This is a genomic window from Lactococcus sp. EKM203L (genome assembly GCF_011800585.1).
GTDB classification, from domain to species: domain Bacteria; phylum Bacillota; class Bacilli; order Lactobacillales; family Streptococcaceae; genus Lactococcus; species Lactococcus lactis.
Genome location: NZ_JAALEQ010000004.1, coordinates 112120 through 137741, shown reverse-complemented (window position 1 = coordinate 137741; position 25622 = coordinate 112120). Strand labels below are relative to the sequence as shown.

Annotated in this window: 33 protein-coding genes; 17 read left to right on the top strand and 16 right to left on the bottom strand. The window is 34.0% G+C overall.

Going from position 1 to position 25622, the window contains the following annotated elements:
- Positions 1 to 55: 55 nt before the first annotated feature.
- Positions 56 to 715 (bottom strand): Rha family transcriptional regulator, encoded by a 660-nt coding sequence (locus tag HFD15_RS09005; RefSeq protein ID WP_058207923.1) that lies wholly within the window; start codon positions 713 to 715, stop codon positions 56 to 58.
- A gap of 170 nt (positions 716 to 885) precedes the next feature.
- On the bottom strand, positions 886 to 1107 hold the full coding sequence (locus HFD15_RS09000; protein ID WP_054247270.1) for a helix-turn-helix transcriptional regulator: 222 nt from the start codon (positions 1105 to 1107) through the stop codon (positions 886 to 888).
- Positions 1108 to 1267: 160 nt separating this feature from the next.
- Between HFD15_RS09000 and HFD15_RS08995 the strand changes: the two genes are divergently transcribed.
- From HFD15_RS08995 to HFD15_RS08935, 13 genes are all read left to right on the top strand, one after another.
- A complete protein-coding gene (locus HFD15_RS08995) occupies positions 1268 to 1930 on the top strand; it encodes a helix-turn-helix transcriptional regulator (protein WP_058207924.1) in 663 nt (220 codons plus the stop codon).
- Between the two features lie 156 nt (positions 1931 to 2086).
- Positions 2087 to 2485, top strand: coding sequence for a hypothetical protein (locus HFD15_RS08990; RefSeq protein ID WP_058207925.1), 399 nt, complete (start codon positions 2087 to 2089; stop codon positions 2483 to 2485).
- 326 nt (positions 2486 to 2811) lie between these two features.
- A complete protein-coding gene (arr, locus tag HFD15_RS08985; RefSeq protein ID WP_058207926.1) occupies positions 2812 to 3222 on the top strand; it encodes an NAD(+)--rifampin ADP-ribosyltransferase in 411 nt (136 codons plus the stop codon).
- A 58-nt stretch (positions 3223 to 3280) separates the two neighbouring features.
- Positions 3281 to 3673 carry a tautomerase family protein gene (locus HFD15_RS08980; protein WP_058207927.1) on the top strand — a complete coding sequence of 131 codons (393 nt, stop codon included), beginning with the start codon at positions 3281 to 3283 and terminating at the stop codon, positions 3671 to 3673.
- Positions 3674 to 4066: 393 nt separating this feature from the next.
- Positions 4067 to 4468, top strand: coding sequence for a hypothetical protein (locus HFD15_RS08975; protein WP_058207928.1), 402 nt, complete (start codon positions 4067 to 4069; stop codon positions 4466 to 4468).
- 114 nt (positions 4469 to 4582) lie between these two features.
- Positions 4583 to 4786 (top strand): DUF6440 family protein, encoded by a 204-nt coding sequence (locus HFD15_RS08970; RefSeq protein ID WP_058207929.1) that lies wholly within the window; start codon positions 4583 to 4585, stop codon positions 4784 to 4786.
- Between the two features lie 150 nt (positions 4787 to 4936).
- The gene (locus HFD15_RS08965; protein ID WP_058207930.1) at positions 4937 to 5371 is read left to right on the top strand and encodes a MepB family protein; all 435 of its coding nucleotides are present in this window, start codon (positions 4937 to 4939) and stop codon (positions 5369 to 5371) included.
- A 66-nt stretch (positions 5372 to 5437) separates the two neighbouring features.
- Positions 5438 to 5797, top strand: coding sequence for a hypothetical protein (locus HFD15_RS08960; protein ID WP_058207931.1), 360 nt, complete (start codon positions 5438 to 5440; stop codon positions 5795 to 5797).
- A gap of 79 nt (positions 5798 to 5876) precedes the next feature.
- Positions 5877 to 6230 carry a DUF1648 domain-containing protein gene (locus tag HFD15_RS08955; protein WP_058207932.1) on the top strand — a complete coding sequence of 118 codons (354 nt, stop codon included), beginning with the start codon at positions 5877 to 5879 and terminating at the stop codon, positions 6228 to 6230.
- 1307 nt (positions 6231 to 7537) lie between these two features.
- Positions 7538 to 8056 (top strand): hypothetical protein, encoded by a 519-nt coding sequence (locus HFD15_RS08950; protein WP_058207936.1) that lies wholly within the window; start codon positions 7538 to 7540, stop codon positions 8054 to 8056.
- 44 nt (positions 8057 to 8100) lie between these two features.
- Positions 8101 to 8406 (top strand): bacteriocin immunity protein, encoded by a 306-nt coding sequence (locus HFD15_RS08945; RefSeq protein WP_058207937.1) that lies wholly within the window; start codon positions 8101 to 8103, stop codon positions 8404 to 8406.
- Between the two features lie 90 nt (positions 8407 to 8496).
- Positions 8497 to 9678, top strand: coding sequence for a site-specific integrase (locus tag HFD15_RS08940; RefSeq protein WP_058207938.1), 1182 nt, complete (start codon positions 8497 to 8499; stop codon positions 9676 to 9678).
- A 212-nt stretch (positions 9679 to 9890) separates the two neighbouring features.
- A complete protein-coding gene (locus tag HFD15_RS08935; RefSeq protein ID WP_017865091.1) occupies positions 9891 to 10517 on the top strand; it encodes a copper homeostasis protein CutC in 627 nt (208 codons plus the stop codon).
- Positions 10518 to 10556: 39 nt separating this feature from the next.
- Here HFD15_RS08935 and HFD15_RS08930 read toward each other — a convergent pair whose 3' ends face one another.
- From HFD15_RS08930 to HFD15_RS08920, 3 genes are read right to left on the bottom strand one after another with little or no spacing between them, the layout of a single operon-like run.
- Positions 10557 to 11576: an ABC transporter permease gene (locus HFD15_RS08930; protein ID WP_004254656.1), complete on the bottom strand. Its 1020-nt coding sequence runs from the start codon at positions 11574 to 11576 to the stop codon at positions 10557 to 10559.
- Positions 11569 to 12339, bottom strand: coding sequence for an ABC transporter ATP-binding protein (locus tag HFD15_RS08925; protein WP_004254655.1), 771 nt, complete (start codon positions 12337 to 12339; stop codon positions 11569 to 11571). The genes HFD15_RS08930 and HFD15_RS08925 overlap by 8 nt, the downstream gene beginning before the upstream one ends.
- Positions 12340 to 12357: 18 nt before the next feature.
- Positions 12358 to 14163: a glycerophosphoryl diester phosphodiesterase membrane domain-containing protein gene (locus tag HFD15_RS08920; protein WP_058207939.1), complete on the bottom strand. Its 1806-nt coding sequence runs from the start codon at positions 14161 to 14163 to the stop codon at positions 12358 to 12360.
- A 278-nt stretch (positions 14164 to 14441) separates the two neighbouring features.
- Here HFD15_RS08920 and HFD15_RS08915 point away from each other — a divergent pair, with 278 nt between their 5' ends.
- The gene (locus HFD15_RS08915) at positions 14442 to 14843 is read left to right on the top strand and encodes an HIT family protein (RefSeq protein WP_004254651.1); all 402 of its coding nucleotides are present in this window, start codon (positions 14442 to 14444) and stop codon (positions 14841 to 14843) included.
- Between the two features lie 12 nt (positions 14844 to 14855).
- Positions 14856 to 15077, top strand: a complete 222-nt coding sequence (locus HFD15_RS08910) for a hypothetical protein (protein ID WP_010906257.1) — start codon at positions 14856 to 14858, stop codon at positions 15075 to 15077.
- A gap of 11 nt (positions 15078 to 15088) precedes the next feature.
- Here HFD15_RS08910 and HFD15_RS08905 read toward each other — a convergent pair whose 3' ends face one another.
- From HFD15_RS08905 to rplK, 3 genes are all read right to left on the bottom strand, one after another.
- Positions 15089 to 15433, bottom strand: coding sequence for a hypothetical protein (locus HFD15_RS08905; RefSeq protein ID WP_004254648.1), 345 nt, complete (start codon positions 15431 to 15433; stop codon positions 15089 to 15091).
- A gap of 78 nt (positions 15434 to 15511) precedes the next feature.
- On the bottom strand, positions 15512 to 16201 hold the full coding sequence (gene rplA / locus HFD15_RS08900) for a 50S ribosomal protein L1 (protein ID WP_004254644.1): 690 nt from the start codon (positions 16199 to 16201) through the stop codon (positions 15512 to 15514).
- Positions 16202 to 16538: 337 nt separating this feature from the next.
- Entirely contained in the window at positions 16539 to 16964 is a 426-nt protein-coding gene (gene rplK / locus HFD15_RS08895; protein ID WP_004254643.1) for a 50S ribosomal protein L11, read from the bottom strand.
- Positions 16965 to 17188: 224 nt separating this feature from the next.
- Here rplK and HFD15_RS08890 point away from each other — a divergent pair, with 224 nt between their 5' ends.
- Together HFD15_RS08890 and HFD15_RS08885 are read left to right on the top strand one after the other, a co-directional pair.
- Entirely contained in the window at positions 17189 to 19066 is a 1878-nt protein-coding gene (locus HFD15_RS08890) for a heavy metal translocating P-type ATPase (protein ID WP_058207940.1), read from the top strand.
- Between the two features lie 63 nt (positions 19067 to 19129).
- Positions 19130 to 19798 (top strand): Crp/Fnr family transcriptional regulator, encoded by a 669-nt coding sequence (locus HFD15_RS08885; RefSeq protein ID WP_039116230.1) that lies wholly within the window; start codon positions 19130 to 19132, stop codon positions 19796 to 19798.
- A 69-nt stretch (positions 19799 to 19867) separates the two neighbouring features.
- On the opposite strand, the gene HFD15_RS08880 is transcribed toward HFD15_RS08885, so the two are convergent.
- The 8 genes from HFD15_RS08880 to HFD15_RS08845 all read right to left on the bottom strand — a co-directional run bounded on the left by HFD15_RS08880 (position 19868) and on the right by HFD15_RS08845 (position 25604).
- Positions 19868 to 20077 carry a YozE family protein gene (locus HFD15_RS08880; protein ID WP_010906259.1) on the bottom strand — a complete coding sequence of 70 codons (210 nt, stop codon included), beginning with the start codon at positions 20075 to 20077 and terminating at the stop codon, positions 19868 to 19870.
- 35 nt (positions 20078 to 20112) lie between these two features.
- Positions 20113 to 20631, bottom strand: a complete 519-nt coding sequence (msrA, locus tag HFD15_RS08875) for a peptide-methionine (S)-S-oxide reductase MsrA (protein WP_012898514.1) — start codon at positions 20629 to 20631, stop codon at positions 20113 to 20115.
- Between the two features lie 174 nt (positions 20632 to 20805).
- Complete coding sequence (locus HFD15_RS08870; RefSeq protein ID WP_012898515.1) at positions 20806 to 21663, bottom strand: S1 RNA-binding domain-containing protein; 858 nt, start codon at positions 21661 to 21663, stop codon at positions 20806 to 20808.
- Positions 21664 to 21708: 45 nt separating this feature from the next.
- The gene (locus HFD15_RS08865; protein WP_010906262.1) at positions 21709 to 22167 is read right to left on the bottom strand and encodes a GNAT family N-acetyltransferase; all 459 of its coding nucleotides are present in this window, start codon (positions 22165 to 22167) and stop codon (positions 21709 to 21711) included.
- Positions 22168 to 22259: 92 nt separating this feature from the next.
- The gene (gene frr, locus HFD15_RS08860; protein ID WP_004254618.1) at positions 22260 to 22817 is read right to left on the bottom strand and encodes a ribosome recycling factor; all 558 of its coding nucleotides are present in this window, start codon (positions 22815 to 22817) and stop codon (positions 22260 to 22262) included.
- Positions 22818 to 23029: 212 nt separating this feature from the next.
- Positions 23030 to 23746, bottom strand: coding sequence for a UMP kinase (gene pyrH, locus HFD15_RS08855; protein ID WP_004254608.1), 717 nt, complete (start codon positions 23744 to 23746; stop codon positions 23030 to 23032).
- Positions 23747 to 23830: 84 nt separating this feature from the next.
- Positions 23831 to 24283, bottom strand: a complete 453-nt coding sequence (locus tag HFD15_RS08850) for a hypothetical protein (protein WP_012898517.1) — start codon at positions 24281 to 24283, stop codon at positions 23831 to 23833.
- 133 nt (positions 24284 to 24416) lie between these two features.
- Complete coding sequence (locus HFD15_RS08845; protein ID WP_015427114.1) at positions 24417 to 25604, bottom strand: acetate kinase; 1188 nt, start codon at positions 25602 to 25604, stop codon at positions 24417 to 24419.
- Positions 25605 to 25622: the final 18 nt, after the last annotated feature.

Genomic DNA, 25622 nt, shown 5'->3' with positions numbered 1-25622 from the left:
AAATAAGAGCATGAAATCACGTTAGCGCGTGATCATGCTAATTTTTTAAAGTCGTTTATTGCTGGGGAGCGTTCACGGCTTTTTTTGTTGCGTATTTTTCTAGTGTAGCTTTGATGTCGTTATATTCTTCTCCCAAATCTAGTAGCGGAATGACTAATGCTTTCAATCGTTTATATTTCTGTAATTCTTCGGCTGTCAGTAAGTCAACCATTGGAACGCCTTTATCTCCTCGTGCTTGCACTTTGGTATAAGGAAAGCCAGTAGCACACTTGGTTAACAACTTTCTGAAATTACTTTGCGCGTGTGGGTTGGTATGTTCCCAATTCTGAACTGCGTCTGTTAAACTTCGAGTAGTAGCCTTTTCGGCTGCTCTTTCTTTTGTCCAGGTTTGAATGGTTTTCTCTAACTCATCAAAACGCTTTACAAGAGCTAGTTTAAAAGCTCGAACTGGTTCGGTATTATCCAACCACGTAATAAGTAACATTGCTTGGTTACGATTAAGTTGATAAATCTTAGTTTGCCGTCCTCTCCCCTCGGTTATTTTTGTCATTTCAAATGACACTTTACCGAGTTCCTCAAGGTCTGAAATATTGTTATCAATCAGTTTACGAACTGAAATTTTATTAAGTCCTGCATATTGAGCAATCACGACATGGTTAGTTACCACCTCAGCTTTACTCATATCTGGACTGGTTAAAAATGCTAAGTCTTTCATTTTCCCCGATTTCTACTTCGTTTAAAGACATCGCGGTCATGTTAGGACAGTAGTTTATAGCCATGCGTAGGCTGTGAGAATCATCCACCAATACTTGCAACGGCTGGATAGTTGCGTAAGCACATTACGGAAAGCTTCGCAAACCGTGCTGTTTGTTCTTAGTAAGATGATTATTTTGAGTTTGGTTCTGGAATATATTCGATAAGTTCTGAAAGAGTACAGTCAAGATAGTTGCATATCTTAATAAGAGTTGATAATTTTATATCTTTTCCATTATCTGCAATATTTACGAAAGACGATAGCGTGCTCTCAGATATACCTGTGCAACTCGAAAATGAATTTGCTTTGAATTGATTTTTAGCTAGTAAAACAGAAAAATTATTTGTAAGCATTTGGTTAGCTCCTTTGGTTTTTAATTTTCACATCCGCTCATTATTTGAGCGTGAAACAATAATATCAAAACTAATTTAATAAGTCAATAGTAAAAATTAATTATTATATATTGACTTAAATTAGCGCATGTGCTAATATTGTAAAAAAGGAGATTTGAGAATGATAATAAATAGACTCAATGTATTACTTGCTGAAAGAACTATGAAAGCAAAAAAGCTATCCCTTTTAACAGGAATAGCTCAATCCACTTTAACAAGAATAACAAATAACGCCTCGTCTCAAATAGACTATGATACTTTAAACAAAATATGTAATCAACTACAAATAGAGCCTAAGGACTTTTTTGATTACACTCCTTATGATTTTGAAATATCCACAGAAGTAGAAAATAGCGAATTATCAATTTATATAAAAATTAATAAATTCAATACAAATGTAACGATAGTCGAATTTGTTGGGAAACTAACCAAACATTTTGAAACAATACAAGATGATGATGATTCGTTTCATAAAGAAGAATTTCTAAACTTAGATTTTCCAGAAACTATGAGAAATTTCCTTGAGTATTTAAATAAAGAAGTAGATAAAGAAGATTTTACATCAATTTCGATTGCTATAAAACAAACGGTTTTCCAAAAAGTAAAAACTGCAATTGATAACTTTGTGCTTGATTATTATAAAGATGAAGCGCAAGAGAACATCAGAGAAATGGCCTTTATCGTAGACAGTTCAACCGAGATGACAAGGTATGCTAATAATCTTGAAAAAGAAATCATTTCAAGACTGAAAACTAATTTATCATTCAATGGTTTTGATATTTAAAAAATAATATTAAGTGATAATCATTTAGCAGAAAGTTTATTTTAATTCATTAGTCAACACCGCCTATGACGAGGCGCGTGCGTTGCTGTATGAGCTGTGCTGGTTTGAGTTGGTGGGGGAAGTATGCAAGTTTAGAAATATTGGAAAAGATAAATTATGAATGATGATTTAGATGACCTTGAGTTGGTAAAAACGAAATCAAATACAAAATTTGGGATAACTATTGGCTGTTTAATTTTTATTATTCCTCTGATTGCTTTTGTCATTTACCTTAGTCCTATTGCGGTGATATGGGTAGGAGTAACCCAAGAAAACATGAGTAATAAGCTTAATACCCACCAAAATATCACTGAGATTATAGATGACTCCTCTAAACATGGAGCAAGAATCAAAAAAGAAGATAATAGCATGATTGTATCGTGGGATATGAAAGGTTCAACTTTACAGAAACTTAAATACGCCTCTAATAAAGATATAGAGAGGTTAGCTAAATCTTTTTATACTGAAACTGGTTACGATAAATGTAAAGTAAAAAAAACAGGAGTTTGGAATTGAATACAATGTAAATTTTTATAGAAAAGAAAGTCTTGTTTACACTGTTACATTCACTGGAAATTAGTGGATATTAAGAGGTTACAGTTGCGATAGATTTTAATATAACTCTAAAGACTTAGAAAGTAATAAGTATCTATAAAAAGGGGTGAGATAAAGTAAATGTTTATGAAGCGAAGAGTAGTTAAACTTCAAGAAAAAAGGCATTATCAACGTATAATGTTTTGGCTAAAAGTTCTAATTGTGATTGGATGGATAGTTGGATTTGGTTCACATCGTATACATTTTTAGGTATTTTGACAAAAAGAAAAAATTAGAGGGGGAAGAAATTGAAAAGTATTATTGATAGTGGGCCGTTTTATCATGGCACAAAAGCAAAACTAGGTATAGGAGCTTTTTTGAAGCCTGGTTTTGTATCAAATTATGATTCACGAGTGGTTATGAACCATATTTATTTCACAGCAATAAAAGATGGTGCAGGTTTTGCTGCTCAAATGGCTGTTGGTAGTGAACCTCCTCGTGTTTATTTAGTTGAACCTATGGGGGAATTTGAGGATGATCCAAATGTTACTGATAAAAAATTCCCGGGAAATCCTACTCGTTCCTATCGCTCCACTTCTCCTTTAAAAGTTATTGAAGAAGTGAAAGAATGGAATAAAAGACCCAAAGAAGACATTGAAGCATTGCAGAAAAAGATAGCCTCACGCATTGCTAATGAACAATCAAAGATTATTAACTGATTACCACCTATCTAATTATGTGTTCCCAGTCACTAAAAACTGGTTAAAAGGAGAAAAAATGCCATTAATGAAACTTGATATGATTAAAGATAGCTATTCAACTGATGAAATTACGCAAATACTTGAGATCTCTTATCGGGTCATGTTAGAAGCTTTTGAAGCACCCGAGGGAGACCGCTATCAAATTGTAACTCAACATGAAATATTTGAAATGCAGATACTTGATACTGGTTTGGGAGTAAATCGCACAGATAAAGTAATAGTTTTTAGTTTAGTCACTCGCCCACGAACTGTGGAACAAAAAGTTAATTTTTATAAAGAATTGGTTTCTAGATTGAATGAAAATCTTGGAATAAGACCAGAGGATATAATGATAAATCTGACCGTTAATAGTGATGAAGACTGGAGTTTCTTTGGAGGAAAAGCGCAATTTCTTACAGGAGACTTATAAAACGCTTAATTATAATGTTCCAGCACCAGTATACTTAGAAATGCTTAGATTTATATATATAATGTGAACCTTAACATTTCTTAACATAGCTCTAAAGTTTCAAAAAGTAACCAAGGGAAAATTGCCCGCATCAAAAGGCTTATAGCAATTCACTATAAGCTCAAACCTTTAGTATTATTTAGTACTGGTAATGCAATAGGTGACACTACCAAAAATCATAAAACACGCGCAAAGTCAGCAATATCAATGACTGACGGATATATTAAAACAGTTGAAAATAGCTGTATCTGTAACTTTTTGTGCATTACTTTAGTGTTTTTCAGACAACTTATGCTTTGCAATGCTAAGGTTCATAGAAAAATTTGTAATAATATTTAGGAGTGTAAAAAACTTATGAAAAAAAGGAGAGTCCAGAAACGCAAAGCTAAAAATAAAATAAATTTATTCCTTGGGCTTGCTCTACTTATCGAATTTGGATATATTTTGTATTTATTGTTAACAGATAAATTGGAGATTCCTTCCATATTTTGGGTTACGATATGGCTTATATTAGTATTTGGTGGTAGTGTCATATATATCTTAGGGAGGCGAAGTGTGGCTAAACGCGATGACTTGCCGGAGAAATTTAAAGAAGAATATAAAGAAGGAGATGACCGCGCGACTTACTTGTCTTATTTTTTAGTGGTCTTAAATTTAGCGTGTTACCCTTTTTTACGTTCATCTCCAATTGTTTTCTTATGGTATTTTATCCTTATACTAGCTTGCATTCCATGGAATAACGAAGAGAAAATATAAGTTGACTGGAATTATACAATTCTTATATTTTAGGAGTACAAAATAAATAGCGCCTGGTCGCGTGAATTCGTAAATCTATGTGTTTCCAGTCACTAAAAACTGGCAAGGAGAAAAATGAAATCGGTGCAACAAAGTAAAAGAGTAAAAGAACGTTTTGATGTTGAGCTTGGAGGAATAACTCAAGGCATTTCTGTTATTACTGATAACAAAACGGGTGTTCAATATTTAGCTGTAAATAATAGTGGTATCTCTGTAATAGTTGATAAAGACGGTAAACCCTTACTTACTGATGCAGAAAATCAAACTCCTTTCGATTAACCTTGTGGTAACATTTGTCAATTTCTATCTTACTTTTTATCTGTTTTTTTGTATAAATCCATGCTTAGAAATGCTAATGTTCAAATCTATATAACAAGTTCTAAATTTTAGGAATACAAAATAAACAAGCGCTGGAAGGAGTATGATTTTATGAAATCTATAAACATTTTGAAAGACAGTATTGGAAACTTTGAAATTCTTAACTATGAGGAACAAAACAGCGAGTATGAGGGCATGGTTATTCAACTTGCTAGTAATAACAAAATTGTACGTTCTCGGTTAGCTAAGAAAACTCCTAAGAAAGACGGATACTTTGTAGCATTTTGGGAAAAAGATAGTCAAAACGTTAATCATCCATTTTCAGAACTAGATAGTATAGAGATGCTTGCGATTTTAATAAATGATGAAGATGAGCGAGGGATATTCTTAATTCCTAAAGAAGCCGCTGTGAAAAACAGGATTTTATCGAATGAAAACCAAAAAGGAAAAATGGCTATGAGGTTTTACCCGTCCTGGTGTAAGAATTTAAACTCTACTGCGCAAAAGACTCAAAACTGGCAACTTAACTATTTCAAAGAGTACTGAAGCATGTATTTTTTAGGAACGCAAAATAAAAAGCGCTTGGGCGCGTGAAGGGGAAACGTATTATAAATGAATAAAGGAGAAATAAAAAAATATAAGTCATTATTTTGGAGTTCTACAATAGGCTCGCTTATCTCTAGTGCTATTACAATCATCAGCTTTTTAATGATGAACCTTAAATTAGGTTTTATGTCTATGCTTCTCACAGCTATTCTATTATTAACTAGCTACTTATCTGAGTTTACTTCGCTAAAGAAAGAATATAAAGACAATACTATAAGTTTTTCTGTTCCATCAATAATAAAAAAAGGATATTCAGTAAATCCAAGTACTACTAAAGGAAAAATATCTTGGCTTACCAAATTTACGTTTCCAACAGTTTTAAGTTTGGCTTGTATTTTTGCATTGATTGTATTCTATTGGTATTAATATAACAAACAATTGATTATAAACATGATATTGTAAATCTATGTGTTTCCAGTCACTAAAAACTGGTAGGAGATGAATTATGAAGTTTTTGTTATTCATTGATAAAGTTTATTCTAAGATAGTGATTTTTTTCTTACTACTTTCAATACCTTTTGCTATGGTATCTGTATATCTTTATATGAAATTACCAAATATTATACCTATTCAATGGGGCATAACATTAATTCCTAGTAATTGGGGGAGCAAAGCAACTATTTTTATATTTCCAATAGTTTTATTGCTTGTACCAACTTTCATGTCAAAAAAAACAATAAATTCACAAGAGAAATCAATAACTGGGAGAATAGCAACGGAAATAATAATGTTAATTGTACTTGCAGTCATATTAATTATGATGATAGGAGCCTACTATCTTTATTTTAAGATGATTTAAAACGTCTTACCAAGTCGATTCAATGCCAACATTTGCCAACAATTAATAAGGAAACTTTGAAGTTAGCATGTTCATTCCCATCAATTTGAGGATAACTGACGTAAATAATCCTTGCATTAGGTCAAAACAGCAGTTGAACATTTTTGTTCAAAACCTATGTGATGTTGGTATAACTATTGTTCAGAACAAGAGCGACACCGAAATTTTCATTTTTGTATTCGTCAAATTAGCGACTTGCAAAGGGTGCGACAACTTTGGGTTTCCCTTTTTAATAAGTCCTACAATCCCAAATACTACTCACAATCCTATGATTAATCCCGTTTATAGGTCAGTTAAAGATTGAACTAACCACAATGGAGGCTAAATATTGTCTACTTACTCATTAATAACTATCATAATATTTTTCATAGATATAATGATAATGCATAATATTTTTTACAGACTACTATTGAAAAAAATACTAAAACCAAAGAAAAAAGTTATTTTAACTGGTGTATTATCTATCATTACTGGTTATATATCTACGATGTTAATAGCGATATCTCCCATTCTTATCTTTGAATCATCTAATAAAAATGAAGGATTGATAAATTTACCTCTTACAATACTTGGTGTTTATGCAGTAAGTAACTTAACCTATTTATATTTAATAGCAATATTAATCTATTTAATATTTCTTTTCATAACTTTTTGGCCGAACAAACCAAACTTATAAGATATACTTATCTATTAGGTAAATCATTACTAGTTCTACCTAGTCAAAATCTCATTACATTAAAGAAAGAAGTTGTGTGCTTTTCATGGATACTAGAACCTTAACAGAATACTCCGGACTAATCGGGATAATAGGCGGAGGATTTACCAGTGTTACTAATCTTGCCCTATGGCATAGAATAACCTCTGCCTCTAATAACTCTCCCTCAACCGAAGCAAGCGTGCAAACAGTAGAGTTTATGGTGCAAAGACATGCTCCATTACTTGTTGGAATAGCTATTATTAATATCACTGTTGTTATTCTTTTGTTAGTAATAGGGGTATTATCTTAAAAAAAATATAATGCGTTAGAAAATGTACACAAATCTCCTCCTATAATATTTATTGTTGCCAGTGGTCTCTTTTTTATTCCTTTTATAGGAAAATTAATTAGTGGGATTTTAGCTATTATTGGAGGTGTATTATTTTTATCGAATCTGAATAGATTGGAATAGTCACATAGCCCCAACAAAATACAAATATCATATCACGCGCGTGAATAATGCTAAATTCGTGCAAACCTGAACCACGTTAAAAGCTGATAGGAGGTATTTATGAAAAAAATTTGGTTGTGTATGATTACTATATTAGCAGTTGTTTCTTTGTCTGCTTGTTCCACATCACCCACAAAGGATAACTCAAGTAGTGACAAATCTTTTAAAGAATCAGTTTCATTACAATCAGAATCAGAATCTCTCAGTAAAAGTTACTCTATTTCAGAGTCAGAAAGTATAGAGAGACAATCTGCGTCAATATCAATTGCTAAAAGTGAGTCAGAATCTAAATCAATTGCTGAAAGTTCAGCTAGTGTGGCTGATAGTATTTCTAAATCAAATGAGTTGGCCTCATCCTCTCAAGAAGCAGCTATAGCTCTTGAACGAAACTCTCAAGATACTGAGACTACCACAGCGAGCGATCCAAATAGCAGAACGGTTTATGTTGTTAATAATGGGACAACTAATGTTTACTGGTACAGTCAAACTGCAATTCATCCTATACCAAAAAATCCTGTTATTTCGATGACTGAAGGTGAGGCTTTAGCACAAGGGTTACATCATTCTAAAACGGAATAAGTAAAACCATAGTAAAGACTATTACGATACGATAGGAGCATAATATGGTAGAAAATGAAAAATCTTCTCGGATTAAGACTCAATTTTTAAATGAACTTTATGATCTTATACTGAGTGAAAGTATAACAGAAGAAGAACGTAGAGTGCTGACTAAAGCTAAGAATCTAATAGAAAAAGGAGAGTATATCCCCAATGTCATCAGGCGTATGCAGACAAATTTTACGTTAGATGCCATAAATAGTAATCTCTCTTCAAGTGTGAGTAAATTTTATAGTACATTGCCCAAAACTCTTGCTGAGATTTTACCAGCATTCCCAGGTACCGGTTCAAGTCTAGGAATTCCTCTCTAATTTATCTGTGTAATCTCTAATATAAAATATTTCTCAATCCTCGTACATGCCTTGCCTGACACTAGTACAAAATGGAAAGGAAGAAATAATATGAATATTAAAGAATATACAAAAAAAGACGGTACAAAAGTGTACCGCACAAACGTTTATTTGGGTGTAGATAGTCTAACTGGCAAGCAAGTACGAACAAGTGTAACTGCTAAAAGTCGTAAGATGTGTGAGACCAAAGCACACCAATCTATAAATAATTTTATCAATAATGGATCAACAATCGCAAGGGAAAAAGTCGTCTTTGATAACTTTGAATCTTTGGCTTTGAGTTGGTTTGAGAGTTATAAGCTGACAGTTAAAGAGAATAGTGTTAGTGTTGCTGACAATTACTTGCATAATTATATACTACCTCCTCTTGGTTCATATAAGCTCTCTAAGATAACGCCAGTATTATTGCAGGAACTTGTCAATAAATGGGCTCAGAATGCCAACACGGCTGAAATAGTAAACGGTAGACGTGAAAAAGGAAAATGTAAAGATTATAAACTACTTCTTAATTTCATAAAAAGGATTCTTGATTTTGGCATGCAACTAGGAGCAATTGAAGACAATCCAGCCACAAAGGTCTTTCCTCCAAAGCTAAAAACAAGGACAAGTAATAAAATCAAGTATTTTGATAACGTGGAATTAAAGCAGTTTTTAATGTATCTTGATACATTAGATCCGACTGTCACCAATCAAAAAAGCAAAACCTTATATAAGCTACTTCTTGCCACTGGGTTACGTGTTGGGGAGGCTTTGGCGCTCTCGTGGTCTGATATTAATTTTAGTGATAAGTCCGTCAGTATAACAAAAACATTGATTCAACAAAGCAACGTGATAAAAGAAGGAACAAAGACGAAAGAAAGTAATCGAATATTGTTTTTAGATAGCGAGACGATTCAGCTCTTAAAAGTATGGCAAAAAAGCCAAAATGACGGAGCTATCTCTTTACATGATTCTTTGGTATTTTCATATCATCAAAAAACTAGGACCTATGAATTAGAAAGGCTAAAGTTAGTTAGTCACTTCAAGCATGCTGGAGTTCCTAACATTGGCTTTCATGGTTTCCGTCATACTCACGCCAGTTTGTTAATGAACAATGATGTGAACCCTAAAGAGATACAAAGACGATTAGGTCATGCGGATTATTCTATCACAATGAACACATATAGCCACCTTGCGAAAAGTAAAGAAAAAGAGACTGCCGAAAAATTCAGCAATATCTTAAAAGCATTATGACTTTTAGGGTCGAACGTAGTAAAAAGCGTAAAAAAATATATTGATAATCAGCACAACCCTTATATACCAAGGATTAAAGCTCTATATTTTAACATAGTTCTATTCTAGCATAATCACTTTCATTCTTTTTATTTAAAATAATTCTTGTAATTTTTTTAAGTTAAACAAGATAATCATGTTATAATAATTTTAGTAGATGAAAGGAAGAAATTATGATTATCCGAGAACTTTGCCTTGAAAATTTTACCAAAATTCCTCAAGCGCTTCAAGCCGGCGTTGAGAGAATTGAACTTTGCGACAACCTCGCCGTTGGAGGAACCACTCCTTCTTATGGTGTCATTGAAGAAGCTGCCAAATATGTTGCCGAAAGTAAGACAACTCTTGCTGTCATGATTCGTCCTCGCGGTGGTAATTTTGTTTATAATTCTCATGAACTTAAAATTATTGAAACTGACACCCTTAAAGCTGTTGAAGCTGGTGCCCAAAACATTGTATTTGGTGCCCTTACTCCTGACAATGAAATAGATACTGACGCACTTGAAACAGTGAGCATTGCCGCACAAGGGCTCCCAATCACTTTCCACATGGCTTTTGATGAAGTCACTGATCAAGAAAAAGCAATTGACCAACTTGTCGAATTTGGCGTAGATAAAATTTTGACGCACGGTGGGCCACTTGACCAACCCTTAAATACTGACAAACTTAAAAGTCTCATTGACTATGCTAAGGGAAAAATTAACATTATTATTGGCGGGGGTGTCAATGCTGAAAACTTTGAAAACCTCGCTCAATTAACCGGAACAAATTATGTTCATGGCACAAAAATTATCAAATTATAAATAAAAAAGTTACTGACAGATATTCTATCAGTAACTTTTTTATTTATTTTTAAGTCGGAATCTAACATAAAATTTTGTCAGTAAAAAGTTCGTAAGTAATATAATCAAACTCAAGAAAAATGGTCGAACAAAAATTAATGACAGAATCAATTCAACAATTGTCACAAACATCATCACTCTAAAAATAAGCACCCGTAAACCAGCTGTTTTAGCCGCTTTTTTCAGTGGATAAATTCTTGTTAAAAGTTGATAATCAAAAGCCGTTTGTAATGATAAAAGTTGAAAAATAAGCAAATAGTTAAATACAACCACCATAATAATGGCAACAATTCCATTATTAATAAAAATCATCGCTAAAATTGACAAAATAAGTAAACGAATCGTTAAACCAAGATAATCTCCTGAGCGTAAAAAACTTCTTGTAAATAGATACTCATAAGTTCTTTTTGTTTTCGTCAGTAGAAAATCAAGATATTTCCGACGATGACTGTGTGATTTAAGTCCCTTAACATTCGTAAACAGTGAAAATAATCTTAAAGTTCCTGTTTTTCGTCCTTCTTCTAAATCAATCAAGAAAGCCCAATCCAAAAGTCCACTTTTTTGAGAAGACCAAATTTTGTAAGCCAACCAAGCCGCTTTGATTGCGACAAGTAAGACGAACCAAAGGACTAAGAAAATAGGATTAAATCTTAATAATGGAGCAGCAATCAAAACCAAAAGTGCTGACACAACTGCTGGAATAATCAAAGATCGGATTAAACATTTTACTAAATATGCCCGAACTTCCATTTCTTTTGTCAGTAAAAAAACTTTATCTGGACTCTCAATAAATGTTGCCAAACGTCCCACAATTTGACTAGCCAAACTGATCAAAATAACTAAAATAATTTTGCCCCATAAATTCAGCTGATGAATTTGTAGAAAGTTAATGTACTGAACTACCAAAGCTCCTAATAAAATCATCAGGAACAAAACAAAATGATCATTAAAAACATAACGAAGATATTTTATATTTTGCTTATACCAAAGGTTACGTCGTTTTTTAAAAATTTCATTCATTTGACTTTCCTGCCTCTACAACTTCTTTAGAGTTTGGAATATTTCCTTTTGTTAAGGCAAGATAAATTTCATCTAAACTTGCCTTAGGCTGATTAAATTGAGTACGCAATTCTTCTACTGTTCCAAAAGCAACAACTTGACCTTCATGCAAAACAATAAATTTATCACAGAATTTTTCAGCTGTGGACAAGATATGTGTACTCATTAAAATCGAACTTCCTGATTTTTTCATGTCAATCATCAAGTCAATCAAATCCTGAATCGCAAGCGGGTCAAGTCCCATAAAAGGTTCATCAACAATATAGAGCGAAGGTTCCACTAAGAATGCGCAGATAATCATCACTTTTTGTTTCATCCCTTTTGAAAAATTCACAGGGAACCAATCTAATTTATCACTCAAGCGGAAAGTTTCTAATAATTTTTCAGCACGTTCAAAAGCCAAGTCAACAGAAATCCCGTAAGCTAAAGCTGTCACTTCAATATGTTCACGCAAAGTCAATTCTTCATACAAACTTGGTGTTTCTGGAATGAAACCAATTTTTCTACGATAGCCTTCTAAATCTTGTTGTAAAGTTAAGCCGTCTAATTCAATTTGTCCAGAATAAGGAGTCAAAAGTCCAATAATTTCTTGAATTGTCGTCGATTTTCCTGCACCATTTAAACCAATGAGTCCAACTAACTCACCTTCTTTAATTTCAAAATTAAGGTCTTTTAAGACAGGATGCCCCAAATAGCCACCTGTTAGATTTGTTACTTTTAACATACATTCCTCTTTTCAATCTTATTCTATATTTATTATTGAAGTCATTCTTAAAATACGTTGCGCATAGCTCGGATTATCATCATCCTCGGCGATAACTTCTTTTAAGTCATCAAGATTATCTGTAATAATTCCATCTACTCCATTGAACATCTGTTCTCTCATATCCGTTTCGTCATTGACCGTCCAAGCAAAAACCATCTGCTTTCTTGCCTGAGCTTTATCCACAAAACTACTATTGAGTGTTGTGGCCTCCATGGTATAGGCCGACATCTTAGTTTGTGGGAAAAGTAAGTTGAACGGAAGGATGAAACTCACTTTAATCTTAGGATTAATTTTTTGTTCAATTAAAAGAGCATTATAATCTAAAGAATGAATCATAGCCTTATCTTTTAAAAGACGTGCACCATATTTTTTACTAAAATTTTCAACCATCTTTGGAGAATCAAATGGAGAAACTTTAATCTCAACCAGTAATTTTTGGTTAACTTTTTCAGCAGCCGCTAAATAATCATCAAAACTTGGGATTAAAGCCTTTTTCCCATTTTCCGAAACAACTGTATTCGTCAATTCTGCTAAGGTAAGTTTTTGTGGCGGAATATCAATTCCGGCTAAATCTTTTAAAGTTGGATCATGGAAAACAACAAATTGATGGTCTTTTGTTTCCTGAATATCCATTTCAACATAATCTGGTTTTGATTTAGCCGTAGCTTCCATGGCTGGAATTGTATTTTGCACCCCATTTTCTTCATCAACTCCCCGATGTGAAATGGTTAAAGGGACAGTATCCATAAATCCTTCAACATAAGTCCAGCTCACTAAAGCAAAAATTAAAACAGCTAAAGTAGAAAAAATTATTTTATATTTTCTTCTAACTTTCGGAGATTTTTTTACTACTTCTGAAATTTCAAAGGCTTCCAAGTCAGCTTCTCTCATCAAGTAACTAAAAAGCATGACCAAACTCAAGGTAGATATAATAGAGCTTCCCAACCAAATCAAATCCAGTATTGACACTGCTCCCACAAGGGCAAAAGAAGTTTTATCCAAATAATCTTGGGCAAAGTAGCCGCCAATAAAAAGAAGCCCCTGCATTATTATACTAAATAAACCGATAAGTCCAAAATAAACAGATAGTCTGAAAAAATTTCTAACTCCTTTTGTTCGTTTTAAACTTTCTTTTATTGCTACTTTCAATGATTGACCTTTTAAAATCATCAGTGGAAGAGTCAAAATTAAACGGGTACTAATCCAAAATGTTATAGCATAAAATAGGAACAAAATTAGCATATTTTGCCAACTTTTAAAGAAAAATTCAAATGTAAAAACAGGAATTTTAATTTTCGACAAAAGTGGCGTACTAAAGACATAACGTCCAAAAGGAATAATTAATAGAAAATAAAATACGAAAAAGACTAATTGTTGAATTCTGACATTTTTAAGATCCGAAATAACTTGCCTAAATAAACTTTTTAAACTAAAAGTTCTCGCCTGAATCAAACGAATTCCTTGAAACTGAACGATGAATTGCAGATAAACCAAAAAGATGAGCACAAATAAGACAACTACGAGCCCCAAAACTCCTAAGAAATGCTGCTGAAGCAAGTTTCCAAGATTATTATAAGAAACATAAGGAATTCCACTAACTCGCATAATAAGCTCAGAAATGGATTCTAAAAGTGGAATAATAACAAGTGTGATGACTATAGTTGCCCCAACAAAAATCGAAAGATATTCAAACCAAAACTTAGAAAACTCTCGCAAATATTTAAAAATCAAACCAAGTGGCTGATTAGCATTCTTTTTCTTCTTAGCTTTTTTTCTCACCATACTCCTAAACTCCCCCACACTTTCTCTAAACAGAAGAATAATTTTCATTACATTATATCAAATTTATAAAATAAAAAATGCTTAAATTTAAGTTATAATAAATAAAAGTTTTATTTATTATAACATATTTGAATTTCCCTTTTTCGGCAATTCCCTTACGATTTAGTAAGTTTCAGCATTATTACTGGGATTTTTAGCTTATTTATAATATAATCTAAGTATATTATAAGTTTTGACTTTGAGTAAAGAGTCATTATTACTACTGGAGGACCTATCAAATGGAAGATTGTATTTTTTGCAAAATTATCGCTGGTGAAATTCCTAGCACCAAAATTTATGAAGATGATGATGTTCTTGCCTTCCTTGATATCACTCAAACAACTAAAGGGCATACATTAGTGGTTCCCAAAAAACATTATCGTAACATTCTTTCAATGACAGGCGAACAATCAGCTGAACTTTTCAGCAAAGTCCCTTTTATTGCCAACAAAATTGTTAATAATCTTCATGCTAAAGGGATGAATATTTTACAAAATAATGAAGAAATCGCTGGTCAAACTGTTTTCCATACTCATATTCACCTTATTCCTCGTTTTGATGAAAATGATGGTTTCGTTGGAAAATTCACTGCTCATGATTATGATTTAGCTGAAATTGCTAAAGAAATCAATGGCCAATAAAAGGACATTACTATGATTGAATTATTTAAAGACTTAAAAAATATCATTGGCGAGTTGTCAGAAGAAGTCAACACGATGAAAGTAAATGTGGAACGCGTTCAAGAAGAAGGTATCAAAGCAGAAAAAGTTGGAAAAGATATTCAAAAAAAAGTAGATGAATTTCAAATTTCCATCCAACCTAGAGTTGAAAAAATTAATGAACTTGTTAATCAAATAAATAAAAGGGTTGAATAATTTCAACCCTTTTATTTTTTTGATTTTTCTTGATGTTTATAAAACTGTCTCCCCCAGAAAATCCCCAATAATTGGGACAAGACAAAACTAACAACTATGACCAGCATTTTTTCGACATCATGATGTTGAATGTAAGTAAAGGTATGTTGTGAAAAATATAGAATACTTATGAATATAATATTAATAATATTCATTCCAATAATTCGCCAATGTCTTCCTTTGGTACTTTCCCAAAAACTGATAAAAAGAATGAGAATGGTAACGACCTCTAATCCAATCAGCGTCAGGTTTAGAACTTGAAAAAGATAGGCAATTGCAAAGATAATTGTTGTATAAGCCCATAGAAATAATAACATACCTCATTCTAGCATGTTTTTTTATATTCTACAATAAATAAAAAGAGAGAAAAATATTTTTCTCTTTTTTTATTGTTATTAGAATGATGCAGAATCAACTTTAACACCAGGACCCATTGTAGTTGTAACAGAAAGGTTTGTGATGTAAGCTCCCTTAGATGCAGCAGGTTTAGCAGCTGCAATTACAGAGTTCAAAGCTTTAAAGTTTTCAACAAGTTTTTCTGTATCGAATGAAACTTTACCGATTGGAACATGAACGTTACCAGCTTTGTCAGCACGGTAGTTAACTTTACCAGCTTTTGATTCTTCAACTGCTTTAGTTACATCCATAGTAACTGTACCAGTTTTAGGGTTTGGCATCAAGTTACGTGGTCCGAGGACACGTCCAAGACGTCCAACAACAGCCATCATATCAGGTGTTGCGATAACAACGTCGAAGTCCAACCATCCACCGTTGATTTTAGCAACGAGTTCATCAGAACCAACGAAGTCTGCACCAGCTGCTGTAGCTTCTTCAGCTTTCGCACCTTTAGCGAAAACGAGAACACGAGCAGTTTTACCAGTACCGTTTGGCAATACCATTGCTCCACGGATTTGTTGGTCAGATTTTTTAACGTCGATGTTAAGGTTGTAAGCAACTTCTACAGTTGCATCAAATTTTGCAAATGAAGTTTCTTTTGCAAGTGCTACAGCTTCTTCTACGCTGTATAATTTAGTTGCGTCGATTTTTTCAATCGCTGCGCGCAATGCTTTACTTTTTTTAGCCATTTCTATTTTCTCCTTGTGGTAATATCGGTTGTCTGTCTTCCTTGTTGCGTCTGAAAATTCGCTCTGCTGCGCTCAAAGGAAAATATTCCCTCCAAACACGGTCTTTATACTAAACGTCGGAAGCTATTTTCTCGCTCCGCGCCGCTCAGATGAACTAATAGTTCTTTTATAACAACAAGAGTAACAGCCTTCCACTAAATGTGTGGATTGCATGTGTGACTTTTTCTGAATTTACAAAATGTAAATCTCGAAAATTTAGTCGAAGTACGAGGCGACAGGTTCCGAAGCCTACCTAAGTAGGTGAGGGTTCTGTCAACGAAGTAATTCGTCTAAATTTTTAGTCAGTAACAGTGAATCCCATAGATTTTGCAGTACCTTCAATCATTGACATTGCAGTTTCAACTGATGACGCGTTAAGGTCAGGCATTTTGAGTTCTGCAATTTCTTTGATTTGTGCTTTTGTAACTGAAGCAACTTTTGTTTTGTTAGGTTCACCAGAACCTTTTTGAACGCCTGCTGCTTTTTTCAAAAGAACTGCTGCTGGAGGAGTTTTTGTGATGAATGTAAATGATTTGTCATCATAAACTGAGATAACAACTGGGATGATCATACCAGCTTGGTCAGCTGTACGAGCGTTGAATTCTTTTGTGAATCCCATGATGTTAACACCTGCTTGACCCAAAGCTGGTCCAACTGGTGGAGCTGGTGTTGCTTTACCGGCAGGGATTTGTAATTTAACGAGTTTTTCTACTTGTTTAGCCACGATAAATTCTCCTTATATTTTGTTTTCGTGATGTGGTATGATGCTGTATTTTACAGCTTCCACGCCTTGCATGTGAAAATTCACATACCTGAGTATTCTATCAAAAAAAAGGACTGATGTCAACTTTTCTTTGTTTACGAAAGGTTAATTTTCTTGATGGCTATCAATTTTTTTAAGTTACAAGTAATCTATAATAGAACTATCAAACCAAGAAAGGTTAATTCATGAAACTTCAAGCTTTACTAAAAAAATATAGTAATCAATTAACTGGTCTTTCAGCCTTATTAATTTTAATCGCTTATAGTGGAAAATATCTTTTGAATTCTTATTTTCTTTGGGCCTTTGCACTCTTATTAGCTACATTTATTGGTCTTGTCCCAATTGCTTTTCAAGCAGTCCAAGCACTTAAATTCAAACAAGTTTCAATTGAATTATTGGTATCAATTGCTGTTATTGCTGCTCTTTTTATTCAAGAGTATGAGGAGTCAGCAATTGTTACTTTTCTTTTCGCATTCGGAGCTTTTTTGGAAAAGAAAACTTTAGAAAAAACACGTTCTTCCATTAAATCTTTGACAGAAATTACTCCCTCGACCGCTCTTCGGATTTCTGGAGAAGTCATTGATATTGATGATGTCAAGATTAATGACGAATTATTAGTAAAAACTGGCGCTCAAATTCCTGTAGATGGCTCTATTTATGAGGGGGCTGGTTTTGTCAATGAATCAAGTATTAGTGGGGAGTCCGCTGAAATAAAAAAAGGAGTCGGAGATAAGGTTTTTGCTGGAACACTTCTTGAAAATGGAAGTCTTTTGATTCAAGCTGAAAAGGTAGGAGAGGATACCACCTTTGGTAAAATTATTGAATTAGTGGAAGAAGCTCAAGATACAAAATCCTCTGCTGAAAAATTTATTGACCGTTTCGCAAAATATTATACTCCTAGTGTTTTAGTTCTCTCTTTTTTAATTTTCATTGTCAGTCAAGATATCAAGTTGGCAATTACTTTATTAGTTTTAGGTTGTCCGGGTGCCCTTGTCATTGGACCTCCTGTCAGTAATGTCGCAGGGATAGGGAATGGAGCCAAAAAGGGAATTTTAATTAAAGGTGGAAATATCATGACTAATTTTAGTCAGACTGACCTGCTTCTTTTTGACAAAACGGGAACACTTACCAAAGGAAAGACTCAGGTCTCCATTACTAAAAATTATGGCGCTTCTACCGAACTTATCAACCAGGTCGCTATGCTTGAAAGTCAATCAGATCATCCTTTAGCTAAAGCAATCATTGATGAAATCGGTGAATTTACTAAAGTACCTCTTCAAAATATCGAAGTCATAAAAGGACAGGGGATTTCTGCTGACCATTTATTGATTGGAAACGAAAAACTCCTTGAGAATCATCAAATTTTTTTAAACGCTCAACAAAAAAATGATTTAATGAAACTTCAAAAACATGGACTTTCAACAGTATTAATTGCTGATGATAAGGTGCGTTTACTTTATGGAATTACTGACGAAATCCGACCAAATGTAAAAGAAACATTGACCAGACTCAAAAAACAAGGGATTAAAGAGCTGATAATGCTGACAGGCGACAATGAAAGTACCGCTCAATCAATTGCACAACAAGTGGGAATCAGTCAGGTTTACGCTAATCTCCTACCTGAAGACAAGGCAAAAATCGTGCAAGACTATAAACTAGCTGGTAAAAAAGTGGCATTTATAGGCGACGGTATTAATGATAGCCCTAGTATTGCCCTTGCCGATGTGGGAATCGCAATGTCATCTGGGACTGACATCGCCATTGAAACTTCGGATATTGTCCTTATGAGTTCTAATTTTGATAACCTTTCTTATGCTCATTCCCTTGCAAAAAGTACAAGGAAAAATATGAGACAAAATATTTTAATTGCTCTCTTTGTTGTAATCTTTCTTCTTTCCGGATTAATCTTGGGGAATAGTTCAGGATTTATTGGACAATATGTCAATATGGCGACTGGAATGTTTGTCCATGAAGCAAGTATTTTATTGGTTATTCTCAACGCAATGCGTTTAATTCCTCATAAAAAAATACTATCCAAGAATTTCACTGTCGCAAATGACTAAAAATAAGGTTATAATTAAAGAAAATCTTTCAGGAAAAATATCTACTCAAATAAGGAGAATAAAATGACTTTAGATAATCATCATTGCGTCCAATTAGTTCCACTCTTTGAAAAACTTGCTGAACAAGATTTAACTAAGGTCGAAAAAATTGTTGAACACAAAAAAATTAAAAAAGGTGAAATTATTATTAGCCCTGACAAAGAACCTTTATTAGTCATTGTAGCTCAAGGTGCACTTAAAATTTCACAACTTTCACAAAGTGGTAAAGAGCAACTTTTAAGAATCATCGAAGCAGGTGATTATGAAGGCGAAGGAGCCTTACTTGGCGTGACCAACGGACAACTTTACGGTCAGGCCATGATTGATTCTACGATTTGTTTCTTGCGTCAATCTGATTTTGAGACATTATTAACGACTTATCCTAGTCTTTCATTACAACTTTTAAAACTTAATGCTAAAAAATATCTAGCTGCTGAGCACCAAGCAGGATTTTTGGCACTAGATGATGTTGAAGCACGTCTTGCACATTACTTTTTGAATCTATCTGCCACTTCTAATAGCATTTATTTTGAAATTCCAATGAAACTCAAGGAGCTTGCCAATTATATCGGAACCAGTCCAGAAACAATTTCACGTAAAATCAAGGTTTTTGAAGAAAATAAAATTATTAGCCGTCAAGGACGAATGATTAAACTTTTGGATAAGGAAAAACTAGAAGATGATTTTGCTTAAAAATTTTACAAAAAAAAATAGAGTGAGTCAACCCTATTTTTTTAGAACATATTTCCAAATTACTTTAATTTAAGCTTCTAAATAACTTTCCCAAATATTATCAAACAGGGTAAGATTAAAATAAAATGGGGCTTGGGTTTCTAAATAAGTCGAAATTTCATCGAAATCTTTAGACTGTTTTGGAAAAAGCGGGTCTTGAAAAACTAAATTTGCAAGACGAGTTGCATCATCTTTTTCTACTGGTGCGCGATGGCGCATAAGGTAATTATAAAAAGTCATTTTCTCTTTCTATTATCATTAAGTCGAAAAATTAATTATTTTTCCCATTGTTTTTCCAAAAAATCATGACGAATTTTACTTGATTGGGCATAATCTTCTGGATTTTTTTTGTAAAATCCTTGATGGTAGTCTTCTGCTGGCCAGAATTTTTGAACGGCTTCAATACTTGTCACAATAGGTGAATCAAAATTTCCGCTGGCTTGCAATTGCGCTTTGCTTTCTTTGGCAATTTTTTCTTGTTCTTCGTTTTCAACAAAAATGACTGGACGATAGTTATCCCCACGGTCTTCAAATTGACCAAAAGCATCTGTTGGGTCCGTGAGTGTCCAATAAAGTTCAACAAGACTTTGATAAGTAATTTTACTATTATCAAAAATAATTTCTACTGCTTCTGTATGACCAGTCAAGTGTTTTTTTACTTGTTCATAAGTTGGATTTTCAACATTTCCACCTGTATAGCCACTTATCACAGATAAAATCCCTTCTCGTTCTTCAAAAGGTTGAACCATACACCAAAAACATCCACCTGCAAATATTGCTCTTTCTGTTGCCATTATTTCTCCTTCACTTTGTTTGTCTTGTGAAATATTATAGCATAGCTCAAAAAAAAGTAGCCAATTAAGCTACTTTTTTACTGACAGAAATTTTTATAAGTCATAAGACTGACAGAATTTACTGACAAATGCTTTTAAATTAAGCTTAGTATTTCTAAAGAAGCTGTCAGTAAATTATTCTCCGATTAATTCTGTTCCCTCTGGACTTTGTTTGATTTTTTTAGCTTTCATCAAACCACCAAGCGCTTTTTTGAATTGTCCTTTTGAGATTCCAAAAGTTGCTTTTATTTCATCTGGATTTGATTTGTCATTAAATGCCATTTTCCCGCCCATTGATTGAAGATAAGCTAAAATCATTTGGCTATCAGCATCAAGCATTTCATAAGCACGTGGTTTTGCTGACAGATTTAGACTACGGTCTTCTTTTCTAAAACCAATAACACGAACTTGAAGTTCTTGACCGACACGTGGAACTGAGAAACGTTCATTTGGATGAATAAATCCTAGCATATTGTTGTCAGGCAAATAAACAAATGTTCCTGATTCTTTATTTCGATAAACAATTGCTCGTAAATCTTGGTTTTGCATGTTGTCATAACCAGGACCTGCAAGATTCCAGAAATCTTCATGCCATGCTAAATGACCCCAAATTCGCTCTTTTCTGTCAATAATTAATTTCACATAAAGTTGGTCACCAACTTTTGGCCATTGGTCTTTTTCGAGTGGCAAATCATCAAGAGAGACGACCACATCTTTTCCTGGTAAACCTGTGTCAACAAAGGCACCAAGGTCCTTACGTACAGCTGTTACCGTTCCCCAACCATAATGCTCATTTGTTGCTTTTTGTTCCAAAGTCGTCAAACGACGATGGTCATCTTTATCCGCATAAACAAAACCAGTTACCACATCGCCAACTGTATGTTCACCTTCTGTTTTATCTAAACGTAATAAATCTTCTCCCTTTTGGAGAAAATAGAAACGTTCACTTTCTTCCACGATTATCGCGGAGATTGTTTGTCCAATAATACTCATTTGTACCTCTTTATAAAATGTGATTGAGAGACTATTTGTCTCTGTTTAATTGATATTTCCTTCGTAAATCCGTGATTTTTCACCCCAAGGATGATAGCCGTCAGCTAGATAATGAAAATCAAAGTGCTCATAGAAATCAGCAAAATCCGTTGCAAGATAAAGTTTATCAATATCAAAAGTTCTGCAATCTTCTTTTACTGCTTCAATCAACAGACCAGCAAGACCTTGATTTCGAAATTTTTCTTCAACATAAAGTGCACAAAGCCAAGGGTATAAGTCCATTCGACTAATAAAATCATTGCTAATCAGTCCACAACCCGCAATAATTTTTCCTTCATCAACAATCAGATACCACTGAGGAATCTTTTTGTTACTCTCTAAACTATGCTTCAAACAGTCATCATATACAGGGTTACTGTCCGTATTTCCCCATTTTTCCTGAAAAAATCGAATTGCTTCTTTGAGATAAGACGGTTGCTCTCTAAGTTTGATTAGTTCTCTCAAATTTATCCATCCTGACAGATTTTTGATGTAAAAACGGCTCAATGGAGCCGTTAATGCTTTTACAGATTACTTTATTTGTTAGATTGTTCTACTTAGATATCCAACAATTCTTTTTCTTTAATTGATGCAAGACGGTCTGCTTCTTTAACCGCGTCATCAGTCACTTTTTGAATGTTGTTTTCAAGATCTTTAAGATCATCTTCAGTGATTTCTTTTGCTTTTTCTGATTTCTTAGCAGTGTCCATTGCATCACGACGGATATTACGGATTGCTACTTTTGCTGATTCAATATATTTACCCATTTCTTTGACAAGTTCGCGACGGCGTTCTTCTGTCAACATTGGGATAACTAAACGAATCACAGAACCATCATTTGCTGGTGTAATCCCAAGATCTGATTCATACAATGCTTTTTCAATATCTTTCAAGATTGATTTATCAAAAGGAGTAACCATTAATACTCGTGCTTCTGGAATTGTGATGGACGCTAATTGATTGAGTGGTGTTGGTGCGCCGTAGTAAACAACTTGAACACGGTCAAGAAGACTTGCGTTGGCACGACCAGCTCGGATATGTCCTAAATCACGTTGTAAACTTCCTAATGATTGTTTCATCCGGTCTTGAGCTGTTGTAACAATTTCGTTTGCCATTTTATTTCCTTTTTCTACTTTTAATTCTTCTATTTATTTTACTGACAGAAATTTTGTCAGAGATAAGTGTTAGTATTTTAATGATTACAGTTATGCTAATATTTCCATCATAGGATAGTCGTTGACGCTTCAGCGTTTACGAATATGCTAGTATTTCCATCAGTAATTTTTTAATGAATAAATTTACTGACAGCTTTTTTTGTAAGTAAATCTTATTCAACCGTTGTTCCGATTTCTTCACCACGAACGACACGTGTAATATTTCCAGCTTCATTCATGTTGAAAACAACAAGTGGAATATGATTATCCATTGACATTGTTGAAGCCGTACTGTCCATTACTTGCAAGCCTTTGGTAATAACATCCATATGTGTCAAATGTTCAAATTTAATAGCATCAGCAACTAATTTAGGGTCAGCATTATAAACACCATCAACACCATTTTTAGCCATTAAAATGACATCAGCATTAATTTCCGCAGCACGTAATGCAGAAGTTGTATCAGTTGAGAAGTAAGGCGAACCAGTTCCCCCAGCAAAAATGACAACACGTCCCTTTTCTAAATGGCGTTCAGCACGACGACGAATATAAGGTTCAGCAACAGCTTTCATCTCAATGGCTGTCATCACTCGTGTGTCAACCCCAATATTTTCAAGAGCACTTTGAATGAACAACCCATTTTGAATTGTTGCAAGCATTCCCATGTAATCTGCCTGAGCACGTTCCATTCCGGCTTTCTCACCAGTAACTCCACGCCAAACATTACCACCACCGCAAACAATCGCAAGTTCTGCGCCCAAATCATGGACTTCTTTGAGTTCTTCAGCGACAGCTTTTGCTGTTTCAGGGTCAAATCCGAAACCTTTTTCGCCTGAGAGGGCCTCTCCCGAAAGTTTTAACAGTACGCGTTTATATTTAATTTCAGCCATATTGCACCTATTCTATTATATTTTCTCTATTTTACCATAAAATGCTCACGAAAAAAAGACTAATCAAAGCCTTTTTAGAAACTATCATGATGTCAATAAACCCAGGTGTCCCAACAATTGAATAAGTAAATAAATCACAAAAAGAATCCCCGCAATCCAAAAGATTAAATTAAGACTTTTAAAACCTTGCCAAATTGGGTGCTTGATTTCTTCTAACTCTTTCAATTTTTCCGGGTCCAGACTGTCAACATGTTTAAGACTGTGTTTCCAAAGAATTTCAGCAGGAATCACCGATTTATTAAGTAACAAATCTCCATTAGGTTCAATCTTAATCTCATTTCCAATCCATGAAACCATTCCCCCAAGAAACAAATTTGCGCCATATGTCTTTTTTAACTTACTCACATCAAAAGGATTCATCAGCAAATCAATTTGCTCATGAACAGGATAATATCGAACTTGTCCATTATCAAATTCTAAACGTAAACGCACTCCTGGCAACATTTCAGCTTTTGTAACTTTTGGTAAATCCTCCATAACCTTCCCTCCATTTACTCTAATTATAGCGCTTTCTTTTATAGAAGACAAACCATTTGTCAAAACTTTACTGACAGCTTTTTCATAAGTAAAAAAATTTACTGACAAATTTCTGTCAGTAAATTTTATCTAATTATTTAGCAGCTTCAACATCACGAGCAATAACCAATTCTTCGTTTGTTGGCACAACAAGTACTTTCACTTTAGACTCTGGTTTAGAAATGATACCAAATGCTCCACGAACATTTTTACTTTCATCAATTTCCATGCCAAACCAAGAAAGTCCATTAACTACATCAGTCCGAACAGCTGTATCATTTTCACCAACACCAGCCGTGAAAATAAGAGCATCAGCCCCATTTAGTACTCCAAAATATTGGGCAATAAATTTCTTGAGACGGTCAACATACATTTCATAAGCAAGAATCGCTTTAGGATTTCCTTTAGCCACAGCTTCTGAAAGATCACGCATATCACTTGAGAGTTCTGACACCCCAAGAACTCCAGATTCTTTATTGAGAATGTCAATCACATCTTGAGCATTTCTAAGGCTTGGGTCGCTCTCTAACATATAAGGAATGACTGAGGCGTCCATTTCACCTGCACGTGTTCCCATCATTACACCAGCAAGTGGTGTAAATCCCATTGAAGTATCAACAGATTTTCCAGCTTCAATTGCTGTAATTGAAGCTCCATTTCCGATATGAGCCGTAATTAGCTTCAAATCTTCCAATGGTTTTCCTAAAACTTTTGCCGCTTCTTGGGCGACATACATGTGTGACGTTCCATGTGCTCCATATTTTCTGATTGAATAATCTTCATAATATTTTGTTGGAATAGGATAACGATAAGCCTTTTCTGGCAAAGTACTGTGAAAAGCAGTGTCGAAAACAGCAACTGCAAGTGCATCTGGTAATAAACGTTGAAAAGCTTCAATCCCTAAAACATTAGCAGGATTATGTAAAGGAGCCAAAGTTGAAAGATTTTTAATCTCAGCCAAAACCTCAGGACTAATAACCGTAGAAGTTTTGAAAAATTCCCCACCTGCAACAACACGATGGCCAATTCCTGTGATTTCGCGGAATTCATGAATTAATTTAAAGTGAATTAATTCATCCATTAATAACAAAACAGCTTGACGATGGTCAACAATTTCTTGTTTTCTAACGTGTTCTTCATTGTTAAATTTAGTTGTTGAGATTGAGCCAGACAAACCAATACGTTCAAAAATTCCTTTAGCAATCACGGTTTCTTCCGGCATTTCGTAAAGTTGCCATTTTAATGACGAGGAGCCTGCATTGACAGCGAGCGTTTTTTCCATACTTACTCTCCTTAATGT